Below are 11,852 nucleotides of genomic sequence, written 5' to 3'. Positions count from 1 at the left end.
AACTAATAAACCAGCAACTAGAAACCAAAATTCACCCCGAAACTAATACTAATAGTCCATAACTCTCTCAAATCCTTTATTTAGAAAATATATTTTGGTTTAGATCGTAACTTCTTTTCTGATCCGGCTAAGATGTCTTTGGGTAATGCCCAGATAAGAAGCCAAATACTGCAGCGGGATTTTCTGAACGTAATCCGGTTGATTTCCTAACAGAGCTTCATACCGCTGTGCAGCAGTGTCTCTCTGGAGTTGGAAAAATCTTTTCTCAAGTTCCAGATATTCCTGTTCGGCGATCATCTTTAGAAATTTTGTCCAGTTAAGATCATCTTTTACCAGATCATCTACGGCATCTTTTTTTAAAACCATCAGATCGGCATCGGTAATGGCCTGCATATTTTCTCTGCTCGGACAGTCTGAAATAAATGACGAATAGCCCGCCATCAACTGATTGGGAAACCGGAAGCAGTAGGTCATATCTTTTCCTTCGTTTGATATATAATAGGAACGGAAAATTCCCGATACTATAAATGCTATTTCTTTACATTTTTCGCCTTCCTGTACAAAAAAGTCATTTTTATACACTTTTCTGGTTTCAAAAAGTTGTAAGAAATCTTTGATCTCAACTTCTGAGAATAGATTAAAGCTTCGGAAAAAATCTTCTACCATGGTTTTCAAAATTAGAACTTAGAATCCGGTCTGGTTTTCTAAAGTTTTAACGAAATTAAACAAATCGGAGATGATCCGCAAAAGTAGTGTTGGTGTGCTCTCGTAGATTTCTCTGATAATGCAGATCTAATTCATGCTTTTTGAAACATTAAGATCAATGAAGAATGTAAGGTGAGTTAAGAAAAAATCAAATAATTTTTTAATTTGTACATCTTAATGCGAAGCAAAAACTTAATATTCTTAACCTCAATAAAATTTAGTTTATTTCTTAATTTAAACATTAAGGATTTAAGCAGTGTGCTTATCTATGAATGAAGAAATCAATAAATTGATTTTTTTAAGTTCTTTAAGTACCCTATCTTTTAAGATCTTAATTTCTTAATGTTTATAATGTTTCTTTTTACCTAGCATCCAATTTTTGAAACTGAGCCTATAATCCCCTTCATCAGAATCAACGTAATTTATTCGATTAAGTGAGCGTTTTATTCTTATTGATCTGGTTTTTACTAAAAAAATAAAACCACTTCAGGATGAAATGGTTTTATCTGCTTTGAATTTACTAAGTGTATATGAAGTTATGAATGATGTCTTGTTAATGATGCAAAGATAGATCACGCTGTATGGCTTTCTGTCAGGGGAATCCCTAAAATTACATCCGTGAAAATACGGTTGTATTCATGAAAAAGCCCCGCAGAGGAATCCGCAGGGCTTCAAGAATTTATCTAACAATTATTAATGTTCAAAGTTTAAATCCGATGGTTAAAGGGTAACGCTCAATCTCTTAGTCCTATCAAAATTGACAATTAACTATTCACAATTGACCTTTCCACCATTCACTTTATTAAAGCGGGCTCACCAATTCAAGGAACCATTCTTTAACTTCTCCTTCAAGATAAGGGCCTATTTTTTCCTCACAAGTTTTATGATAGCTGTTCAACCATGCAATTTCTTCCTCTGAAAGGATTTCTTTTACAATGGTATCTTTAAAGAACGGGCAGAAAGTCAGGGTTTCAAATTCATAGAATGTTCCATGAATCGTTTTTTCTGCTTCTTTTACAGCAATCAGGTTTTCGTGACGGATTCCGTATTTTCCTTCAAGATAATATCCCGGTTCATTGGAACATACCATTCCCGGAAGAAGATCCTGAGCGTTCAGGTCTTTTCTGATACTCTGCGGACCTTCGTGAACATTCATAAAACTTCCAACTCCGTGACCCGTTCCGTGGTTGAAATCTTTTCCTTCCATCCACAACGGCAGTCTTGCAATCGCATCCAAATGAACTCCTTTTGTTCCTTTCGGGAATTTCACCATCGATAAACGGATCAGCCCCTGAAGTACCAAAGTAGAATTTCTTTTGAATTCATCAGAAAACGTTCCTAAAGCTAAAGTTCTTGTAATATCAGTTGTTCCTTCCAGATACTGCCCTCCTGAATCTACCAGGATGGTTGCATCATTCGTAACGTCTTTACTTCCTTCACTTTTTGCTGAATAATGCATAATAGCACCATTATCTTTATAACCTACGATGCTTCCAAAGCTTTCCCCCACAAAGTTTTCACCTTCTGCACGGAAACCGCCCAATTTTTTACCGATGGAATATTCGTTCATGGCTTCTTTTCCGGCAGTATGAGTAAGCCAGTAAAGGAATTTCACCATTGCTATACCATCTCTTACCATAACCGTTCTAAATCCTTCCAGCTCGGTTTCATTTTTCTGAGCTTTCATCAGATTACCCGGAACCGGCGCTTTTATAAACTGGTTGTCAGCTTTTAGCGTTTCATAGATCATTTGGTTGCTATTCGGAGAAACCAATATCTTTTCATTTTTGAATGCGCTCAGATAGTTGTAAAACTCTTCGTAAGGCATCATTTTCACAAAGGAATCATCCATTTGTTTTCTTGCGGGCACTTCCAGTTTTTCAAGATCCGTGAATAATACGGCATCATTTTTAGTGATGACAATGTATCCTAAAAATACAGGATTGCTTTCTACATCACTTCCTCTTAAATTCGAGGTCCAGGCTACATCGTCCAAACTTGAAATAACATGTACAGTCGCTTCCTGGTCTTCCATTTTCTGACGAATAGCTCCCAGTTTATCAGTCACCGATTTCCCGGCTCTCTCCACAGGATGTACAAAAATTGGATTTTTCGAAGGTGTTCCTCTGTCTTTCCAGATTTCCTTTAATAACGGAAGATCCGCTAAACTTATATTTTTTGACTGCAGTTTTTGAGAAAGCAGTTCCCAATTGGCATTTGAAGTTGCAACAGCATTAACCGCCACTTTTCCACTCGCTGGAATTTCAGAAATGATCCAATCGATATAGTTGGGAGTTCCTTCTATTCCATCTTTAAAAAGATCAATTCCGGATCCATCCAGTTCTAGAGCAGCTTGTGTAAAGTATCTTCCGTCTGTCCAAAGTCCAGCTTTATCTTTGGTAATTACCACAAAACCGGCAGAGCCCAAAAATCCGGAAAGCCATACTCTCTCTTGCCATTCTCCGGGCAGATACTCACTCATATGCGGGTCTGCAGAATATACTATAAATGCATCAACATTATTTTTCTGCATTTCTTCACGAAGTGCAACAACTTTTTCCTTTGAAGTCATTCTTTTTCTTTTTTAAACACCGAAAGTTACGAAAAAATTGAGGTTTAGAAATGAAATACGCGGCCTATTTTCGTTAATGATTTGTTATTTTTTTCTTTGGATAGAGATGTTTTTATTTAATGATTGAGAATATTTTTCGAAAGCTGCGGTTTAAATTTTAAGCCATATAATTTACTGTGCGTTGTTAAACCTTATAGGTTTGGGATGTAAATTTTGTTTGCTGGTTCTTAGCAAAAGCGCAAGGTTTTTAATTATAAATAGTTTTTAAGGCGCGAGAAAATCGAAGATTTTCAGCTAGGGGAATTAGTGAGATTGCTTCGTCGCTTCGCTCCTCGCAATGACGGTGTGATCAATTTTATCGGAGATAAAATCCTAGCGCCTTTCAATATAAAGCTGGCAAGAAAACTTAGCGTCTTTGCGAAAACCTAACAAATATTTTTTAAACACAAATGATACTAATATTTAACACGAATGATCACTAATTGGGTATTTTCTTATCTATTTTTTGTGATTTACATTGACTTATCCTACCTAACAAAAGCTTTTAACCTTTATGATTACCCAAAAATAATTAGCAATATTGATTAAAATACACATTTACGTACCACAAAAACATCAATATTAATAAAGATATAAAGTTTTGGAAAGATTATTGCTACTATTCATCGTATGAGCGAGCAGAATTATAAAAATCACAAGAAATTTTATCCACCCCATCACTTCATTTATCTTCCGATATTGATTGTACTGGAAATTGTTGGAATGTATAAGATTTGGGATAATCCCGAAAATCAACTGACCTGGATATTATTTTCCATTGTATTTTTTCTGCTTTTCTATCTGGCTTTTATGACCAGGCAGCATTATGCGCTGGGACTTCAAAACCGTATGGTAATGCTGGAATTTAAGCAGCGGTATTTTGAAATTTTCGGAAAGAGATCCGATGAAATGACAGATCAGTTAAAATTCAGTCAGATCGCTGCATTGAGATTTGCTTACGATGATGAGTTTAAAGAACTTCTCAACAGAGCTCTTCAAGAAAATATTTCAGGAGATGAGATCAAGCGGTCCATCAAAAACTGGAGAGCCGACCACCAAAGAGTCTAATAACACTAAAATATTATATCATGAAAAAGTTGACCTTATACAGTGTAATGCTTTTAACATTGTTTACACTGACAAGTTGTGAAGCAATAGAAACTATTTTCAAAGCTGGAATGTGGTGGGGAATTATCCTGGTCGTTGCAGTTGTAGTCATCCTTTTTCTGATTTTTTCGAGGGGTAAAAACTCTTAACCATTTTTTATGGAGAAGAATACGGATCTGGAGATTATTTCCCACCTGAAGCCTTCAAAGATTGTCAAAATCATGAAGGATCCCGAAGCCTCCGCAAAGGCGGTACATCTTGTATATACCACCGATGCGGAAACGGCCGGGATCACGCGCAAAAAAACAGGAAAAAAGTATTCGTATTACAAAGACGGTGAAAAACTGAAAGACAAAGAGGAAATCACCAGGATCAACAAACTCGTCATCCCTCCTGCCTGGGAAAACGTCTGGATCTGCGCTTTGGACAACGGGCATCTTCAGGCGACAGGCTTTGATGTAAAACAAAGAAAACAATACCGTTATCATCCGTTGTGGAGTGCTTTAAGAAATCACACCAAGTTTTACAGAATGCTTCAATTCGGGTATGCATTGCCCGATATACGGCTTCATGTGGAGCAGGATCTTGCTTTAAGGAATTTTGAGAAAAGAAAAATACTGGCGCTCATCGTAAGTCTGATGCAGCGAACCAATATCCGTATCGGTAATAGTGCTTATGAAAAGCTGTATGGCTCCTTTGGTTTAACTACTTTGAAAGATAAGCATGTAAAAATTAACGGGCAGAAAATGACTTTCTCTTTTAAAGGAAAAAAAGGCATCATGCACAGTATCGATCTTAAAAGTAAAAGACTTTCAAGGCTTGTCCAGAAGTGTAAAGATATTCCGGGAAGGGAACTTTTTCAATATTTTGATGATGAAGGAAACCGCCATTCTATCGACTCGGGAATGGTGAATGACTATATCAAGGAAATAAGTGGGGAAGATTTTACCGCCAAAGATTTCAGAACCTGGTCGGGAACCGTAAGTGCTCTGATCGCTTTTAAGGAAATCGGGTATGCGGAAAATGATTCCCAATACAAAAAGAAGGTAAAAGAAGCGTTGGAGATCGTCGCCGAACATCTCGGAAATACCAGTACGGTCTGCCGGAAATACTATGTTCATCCCTTAGTAATCAATCTTTACGAAAATAATACCATCAAAAAATACTTGGATGAGCTGGAACACATTGAAGAAAATGATGGAAAAGCCAGTCTTACCCAGGAGGAAAAACTGGTGCTGAAAATTCTGGAAAACGAGAAAATGTAGGGATTTGGAATGGAAGATGGGAGTGTGAAGATGGAAGTTGCTGAAAGCCCTGCATATCAATCTATCTCCTTCAATTCATCTGTCGTATTTACAAGGAAGATGGAAGTTACTATTGAGCAGTAGGTATTTAACAATTGCTTTTAAATATATTGAAGTCGTTTTAAAAAGAATTAAAGGAAATCGTGGTATCTAAGTTTTGGCTAAAGCCTTTGGCAATCCGTACATCTTGTAAGCGGGCTGAAGCCCACCCCTATTGAATATATAGGAAGCCATCCAGGAATATTTATCAGTATATCAAGATGTTGAGCCTTATCACCAGGAAAAAAAGTAATTCCAATCTGCATTTTTTCAATCTTATCCTATAAATTTTTCAGCATTATTTTAACTATCATACCCGCATCACGAAATTCTCGTATCCTGAAACTTTAAAACCTTTTGACTCTAAAACCCGAATCACGGAACCCGTACCCCGAAACCCTAAAACTCTCCGACTCAAACCCTCTTATTCAAAAACTGCGTCCGATAATCCTTAGGCGTAATTCCAGCAATTTTTTTGAAAAGCTGGGTGAAATGTGATGCGGTATGGAAATTCAGTTCGTAAGCTATTTCTGCAATGTCTTTACTCGAATGAAGCAGTGCTTTGCTGTAATTAATATCGATCTCATTGATCCACTGTTTCGGAGATTTTTGAGTGACGTTTTTGACACATTTATTCAGATAGCTTTCTGTCACTGAAAGTTTGTCGGCATAAAAAGCCACGCGTTTTTCCACCACATGATATTTAAACAGAAGATCCCGGAACTGAAGTGACAATTCCATCGGGCGTGTGGCTGATTTGTGGTGACTGTTGGAATCTGTACTCAGCATTTTCACGAGAATCAAGTGCAGCATGGTGACTACTACTTCATTAATATTCAGATTGTTCAGCCAAAGTTCCTGTTCGAGAATGGGAAGCAGCTGGGTAATGGTTCCGTAGGTCAGACTGTCCAGATTCAGGAAAGGAGTCATAAAGAAAATACTGCTTTTGTGTTTTGGCAGTTCCTGTTCAGACAGGATATTGTTTTCATAGGCCAGAAAAAATCCTTCAATATCATCCGAAAGTTCTACTGTTGCAGTGATGGTTCCCTGTTTAATGAAGATCACGCCTCCTTTTTCAGCACAGTATTCTTTATTTTCCAGATACTGCCTGATATGCCCGTTGGTCACGAAAATGATGAAATTAAAAGTCGTACGGTACGGGATCACCGGCATCAGAATTCCTTTAAGATAATTTTCGAGGCGGTAAAGCTGTATGTCTGCATTATTGGCCAATATTTTCTCCGTAATTTCCGGAAGAAAGAGCTTTTTATACTGAAAATTGGATAGTACTTCCATGGTAGATTGGATTTTTTTATAAAAAGTAGGATGTACAAAGTAAAATGTAAAATTAAGGTAAGTAATATTAATCAATCATATAATACTGATTTAATATTGCAAAAAATAATTTGGCTAAAGCCCTCTTCAATTCGTATATCTTGTAAAGCAGGCTAAAGCCCGCTTCTATTGAATATATAGGAAGCCATCCAGGAATACCTGGTCGTTAAATATTATTAGCGACACCCCATTTACCTTTACTTTGTATACCATACATTATGCTTTTTAAATTAAAACTTATAATACACTCCCACTCTCACCCCAAAAGGACTTCCGGGCGTATAGGTAAGATCTGTTATTGGTTCTGCTTCGCCTTTTAGCTGGGTTTCCGTAGCAAACTGGGCTTCGTTCCAATTGACATTGAAAAGATTGTTCACCTGAATATTGGCGCCCCATTTCTGTCGGTTGTAGGAAAGCATCAGATCGTTGACAAAATAGGCTTTTGTTTTGATGCTGTTGTCTTCTACTGCCGGTCTGCAACCTAGGTATCGGTACTGAAGTCCCAATGAGAAACCATGAAGAAAATCCCAGTTGACGGAGCCTGTACTCGTTACAACCGGAGCCAGTGGAACGTAATCTTTTCCTTTTTCTTCTTCGATGAATCTCGCATGGGAATAGTTGATATCAGCATTAAGATAAAAATTTTCAAGCGGCTGGAAACGTACTCCCAGATCCGCTCCGAAACGTCTTGATTTTCTGGATGGTTCCACTACCGCATCATCTCCGACATACACAAATTCCTGCTGCAGATACATATACCATAAAGCAGGTGTAATGATCAGTGATTTGAACGGATGCAGTCTCACCCCGAAATCTCCGCCGATGGAATACGGAAGCGTTTTCTGATCAGGATTCGGAACGACTACTCTCAGGTCATTGGAGTGGAAGCCCATTCCGGTTTTCAGGAACCACATGATATTGTCGTTTTGGGCATAGGAAAAATTAAGTTTTGGGCTTATTCTTGTTGCTTCTTTCGACTGTCCGGATGGAAGCTGTTCAGGTTCCAGCAGATTGTGCATATTAAATATAAAATGATCTACTCTTAAAGCAGGATTAATGGTCCATTTTCCAGTTTTCCAGATTAATCCGGAATAGGCATGAAGATTGGTTTCCGTTCCATTTACATCTGCTTTTCTGTCCAATAGGAGATCTCTGTGATAGACGTGATTAAGCTGTAATGTATTGATATCATCATTTCTGAGCCCTATTCCGGAGATCCAGTTCAGTGAACTGTTGCCCAATGTGAAGCTTTTTGTGTATTTCACTTCAGCACCATAAATATTTCTACCGTCTGTCTGCTGAATCTCATCACCATGGTCTTGATCTTTTAAATAAAAAGTAAAATCAGAATACAGATTAAAATTATACTTTGAATAAAATGCCATCGCATCAATCTGTTCCGAATCAGAAATGATATGCTTAAAATTCATCTGAAGATTGGTTCTGGATGTTTTTCCGCCTTCTGTAGGATCAATACTTCCCCATCGGCCAATGATTCCTTCGTCTACGGCACGTTCCGGGATCTGTCCTGATGCATTCCATGAAGAATTAAAGGTGGAGAACTGGATGTTGAAATAATCTTTATCCGTAATCCACTGATTGTATTTCCCGAAAATATTGACCCTGTTGAAATTCTGTTTTACGTCAAAAGGTCCGTCCGTATAATTGTATTCTGCTGCTATATAGGCATTTTTCCTTCCTGTGTCATCATGCAGAATATTGAACATTCCGAGAACTCTCTTTGAATTGAATGAGCCGCCTTCCAGCTTGACCATGCTGTTTTTTAATCCATTGTAGGTTTGAAAATCAACATAGCCTGCCGTATTAAAATCTCCGCGGTCCATGTAATACGCTCCTTTTCCAAAATCAATATTGTTCACGGTTTCAGGAATCACAAAATGCAGATCCGAATATCCCTGCCCGTGAGCATGGGACACGATATTGACAGGCATTCCGTCTACATTCACGCTGACATCCGTGCCGTGGTCCGCATCAAATCCTCTCAGGAAAAGCTGTTCTGCCTTTCCACCGCCTGCATGCTGTGCAATGAATAATCCGGGAACTTTTCTCAACAGATCCTGCGCAGAATTCACCGGGAATTTATTTAAATCAACCTTTGTAATGGCTGATAAAAACGAACTGTGATTGATCGCTACCTCAGAGATCTGATACGGTTTATGCTGTAAAAAAATAACTTTGTTTTTGTCTTCATCATTGGTCACGACCCATTTTACCTCATCATATCCCTGACGGCTGATCACCAATGTATCGGGAAGACTGGCAGCAGGAATCGAAAAGCTTCCGTCCGTTCCCGAATGGGTATGACTGTTTCCATGATTGTATTTTACCAGAACATTCGCGATGGGAAATTGGTCATCTGCATCTTTTATAGCCAGTTTTTTTTCTGTTTCCTGAGCTGATATTTTTCCGTTAAAAGCCAATGCCAGAAATACGGCTGCTATTTTTGTTATCTTCATTTTTATTGATTTTTTTTATTGAGAGTCAAGATGATAGACATCAGATTTTGGATTTTGGATTTTGGATTTTAAGATGAATCGGAGAATGGGATAGATATTGTGACATATTTATTATTTTTTTTTACTCCAGTTTTTTACTCTAAAACGCTCCCACTCTAAAACGCTAAAACCCTCCGACTCTTAAACTCTCTTATTCAATTTTCTTTGTTTTAAATAATTTCTGAATTAAAAGGGTGGTCCATGTTCCTGCAACGAAGGGAAAAGTGAGGACTCCACCTACTTCACTCAATGTATTGTGGTCTACCAATAGATCGTCGATGGCTACGGTAATGATGACTGCAAGCAGTACCCAAAGCCCGTCTATCTTTTTAAAGCCCGAAAAAACGATAGCAGAAAGCACTGCATTGAATCCGAAAAGTCCCATGTGAATTTTATCAATCGGTTCTCCGTTCATATGAGACAGATAAGCTCCCAAAACGGCACCTGCCAATCCATACAATGCAGCAGCCGGTGAACTGATAAATACCGCTACAAAGAAAATAATCCCTGAAAAGACGCCACCCTGAAATATCACTTCTCCAAAGGCATTGGTACAGGTGAGAAAATCATCATAATCTGCAGGACCAGCAGGAGCTGAGATCATTTCTGAAGCCGGAATCTGCGTAAAATGATGTAGTACAAACACTGCAACCCAGGTAATAATGATAAACGGAAATGTAAATACCGGAATCTTTTTCTGAATAAAAAAATGCTGGATTACCGCCGCCAAAGCCCCTCCCAACAGGATAAGAATCCAAATCACAAGAGTCGTCTGAAAGACAAAGGAGAGTGCGACTCCCACCAGTGCAGCACTAAATCCATAGAGTCCCGCATTGATCTCAGCCGGATCATACTTTAATTTCATAGCGGTAAAGGTTCCGGCTGCCGTTGACAGCAAAACCGCTACGCCGCCCTGCCAGCTTCCTATAAAAATACCGATGAGAAACAGGAGACCTGTCCATCTGTTCTCCTGAAGCATGATCTGCCCGATTCCTTTTAAAACCTGGTCGATAAAAGGTAGTTTTTTGAAAAATTCGTTCATAGTTTTATATTCGTTTTTAGATGCTAGATTTTAGACTTCAGACACTAGACATCAGATTTCAGACTTTCAACTGGGATTAAGAATGTGAATGGTGAATTTTGCTTCGCAAGAGTGGTGAATGCTAGATATTATATACCAGATTTCAGACGTGCTGCTGGTAGCTTCGAGAGCCTCAGCCACCAATATTTGTCCTCTGTCTACTATTTCTCTGTCCATAGCTTCTAAACTTACATCTTATAACTCTCACCGAAACTCATAACTCATAACTTTTCTGCTCTCCAACCAGCAACTCATTCACTCTCCAACCCCGAAACTCGGAACCCGGAACCCGCACCCCGGAACTCGTCACCATCCCAAAAACACCATTCCGATTCCGCAGACTGTGACTACAGCTCCGCTCACTACTCCCATATATCTTTCCAGTTTTTCTGTATTGAATAAGGTGGAATAGCCATAGCGTCCCAGAAGCACCATTCCCAACATTGTCAAAACTGTGGTCAGTGTAAATGATATGACCAAGACAACTATCTCGGACATGGAATGCTTGACTCCGGAATAGAATAATAAAGGAATTAAAGGTTCACTCGGGCCCATTACAAAGATCATAAAAAGCACCAATGGTGTCACTTTAATTCTTTTCTGTGGCATTACCATCTCCGTATGGTTGTGCTCATAAACATAGACATCGTCTCCCATCACATCGAAATGCTTGTGAGGCTTATTTCTGATGGCCTGAATCAATCCATAGATCAAATAAATTCCACCAAAGATCAGCAAAGCCCATCCTGAAAAATTTCCTCTAAGATCCTGAAACCATGAGATTTTATTCAGCTGCCACCCCAGAAACACCCCGATGAAGCCTAAGATCAGGGAGCTAAAAACATGTCCGAATCCGCAGACTACAGTTAGAATTGCGGTTTTCATTCCGCTCCATTTCTTAGATTTTGAGATGACGATGAAGGGCAGATAATGATCCGGACCTGAGGCGGTGTGAATAAAACTTATTGAGATGGCGCTTATGAGAAGTGCCCAAACTGTAGTGTCCATTTTTTGTTTTTGTTTTTTCCAGTTATTTAGGTTTTGGCTAAAGCCGCTGTTTGGTTTCTTATTTTTTTGATCGGGCTAAAGCCCGATCCTATTGAATAATGTGGTCTTTTGATTTAATTGAAATCTCGTAATTGATCCTCTTCAAT

At 38.6% G+C, this 11,852-nt stretch carries 9 protein-coding genes; 3 read left to right on the top strand and 6 right to left on the bottom strand.

Annotated elements, in window-relative coordinates; genetic code table 11:
* Positions 1–99: 99 nt before the first annotated feature.
* Complete coding sequence (locus tag N0B48_RS07655) at positions 100–666, bottom strand: Crp/Fnr family transcriptional regulator (RefSeq protein ID WP_259837976.1); 567 nt, start codon at positions 664–666, stop codon at positions 100–102.
* An 841-nt stretch (positions 667–1,507) separates the two neighbouring features.
* The gene (locus tag N0B48_RS07650; RefSeq protein ID WP_259837975.1) at positions 1,508–3,277 is read right to left on the bottom strand and encodes an aminopeptidase P family protein; all 1,770 of its coding nucleotides are present in this window, start codon (positions 3,275–3,277) and stop codon (positions 1,508–1,510) included.
* Between the two features lie 669 nt (positions 3,278–3,946).
* Between N0B48_RS07650 and N0B48_RS07645 the strand changes: the two genes are divergently transcribed.
* Genes N0B48_RS07645 through N0B48_RS07635 form a run of 3 tightly spaced genes read left to right on the top strand, consistent with a single transcriptional unit; the run spans position 3,947 to position 5,688 of the window.
* A complete protein-coding gene (locus tag N0B48_RS07645; RefSeq protein ID WP_259837974.1) occupies positions 3,947–4,384 on the top strand; it encodes a DUF6526 family protein in 438 nt (145 codons plus the stop codon).
* Positions 4,385–4,404: 20 nt separating this feature from the next.
* Positions 4,405–4,572 (top strand): phosphatidate cytidylyltransferase, encoded by a 168-nt coding sequence (locus tag N0B48_RS07640; RefSeq protein ID WP_259837973.1) that lies wholly within the window; start codon positions 4,405–4,407, stop codon positions 4,570–4,572.
* A gap of 9 nt (positions 4,573–4,581) precedes the next feature.
* The gene (locus N0B48_RS07635; RefSeq protein ID WP_259837972.1) at positions 4,582–5,688 is read left to right on the top strand and encodes a DNA topoisomerase IB; all 1,107 of its coding nucleotides are present in this window, start codon (positions 4,582–4,584) and stop codon (positions 5,686–5,688) included.
* Between the two features lie 492 nt (positions 5,689–6,180).
* Here the strand turns inward: N0B48_RS07635 and N0B48_RS07630 are convergent, their stop codons facing one another.
* The 4 genes from N0B48_RS07630 to N0B48_RS07615 all read right to left on the bottom strand — a co-directional run bounded on the left by N0B48_RS07630 (position 6,181) and on the right by N0B48_RS07615 (position 11,706).
* Entirely contained in the window at positions 6,181–7,062 is an 882-nt protein-coding gene (locus N0B48_RS07630; RefSeq protein ID WP_259837971.1) for a helix-turn-helix domain-containing protein, read from the bottom strand.
* 269 nt (positions 7,063–7,331) lie between these two features.
* Complete coding sequence (locus N0B48_RS07625; RefSeq protein ID WP_259837969.1) at positions 7,332–9,578, bottom strand: TonB-dependent receptor; 2,247 nt, start codon at positions 9,576–9,578, stop codon at positions 7,332–7,334.
* 190 nt (positions 9,579–9,768) lie between these two features.
* Positions 9,769–10,659, bottom strand: a complete 891-nt coding sequence (locus tag N0B48_RS07620) for an urea transporter (protein WP_259837968.1) — start codon at positions 10,657–10,659, stop codon at positions 9,769–9,771.
* Between the two features lie 345 nt (positions 10,660–11,004).
* Positions 11,005–11,706: a hypothetical protein gene (locus N0B48_RS07615; RefSeq protein ID WP_259837967.1), complete on the bottom strand. Its 702-nt coding sequence runs from the start codon at positions 11,704–11,706 to the stop codon at positions 11,005–11,007.
* Between the last annotated feature and the right edge of the window lie 146 nt (positions 11,707–11,852).

Origin of the sequence: Chryseobacterium herbae, from assembly GCF_025154075.1 — a bacterium.
Taxonomy (GTDB): Bacteria; Bacteroidota; Bacteroidia; order Flavobacteriales; family Weeksellaceae; genus Chryseobacterium; species Chryseobacterium herbae.
This window is presented reverse-complemented; position numbering and strand designations above follow the sequence as displayed.

Excerpts from the sequence above, each read along its gene's own strand:
- N0B48_RS07650 (WP_259837975.1), bottom strand. The coding sequence starts at position 3,277 with ATGACTTCAAAGGAAAAAGTTGTTGCACTTCGTGAAGAAATGCAGAAA.
- N0B48_RS07645 (WP_259837974.1), top strand. The coding sequence starts at position 3,947 with ATGAGCGAGCAGAATTATAAAAATCACAAGAAATTTTATCCACCCCAT.
- N0B48_RS07640 (WP_259837973.1), top strand. The coding sequence starts at position 4,405 with ATGAAAAAGTTGACCTTATACAGTGTAATGCTTTTAACATTGTTTACA.
- N0B48_RS07615 (WP_259837967.1), bottom strand. The coding sequence starts at position 11,706 with ATGGACACTACAGTTTGGGCACTTCTCATAAGCGCCATCTCAATAAGT.
- N0B48_RS07620 (WP_259837968.1), bottom strand. The coding sequence starts at position 10,659 with ATGAACGAATTTTTCAAAAAACTACCTTTTATCGACCAGGTTTTAAAA.
- N0B48_RS07630 (WP_259837971.1), bottom strand. The coding sequence starts at position 7,062 with ATGGAAGTACTATCCAATTTTCAGTATAAAAAGCTCTTTCTTCCGGAA.
- N0B48_RS07635 (WP_259837972.1), top strand. The coding sequence starts at position 4,582 with ATGGAGAAGAATACGGATCTGGAGATTATTTCCCACCTGAAGCCTTCA.
- N0B48_RS07625 (WP_259837969.1), bottom strand. The coding sequence starts at position 9,578 with ATGAAGATAACAAAAATAGCAGCCGTATTTCTGGCATTGGCTTTTAAC.
- N0B48_RS07655 (WP_259837976.1), bottom strand. The coding sequence starts at position 666 with ATGGTAGAAGATTTTTTCCGAAGCTTTAATCTATTCTCAGAAGTTGAG.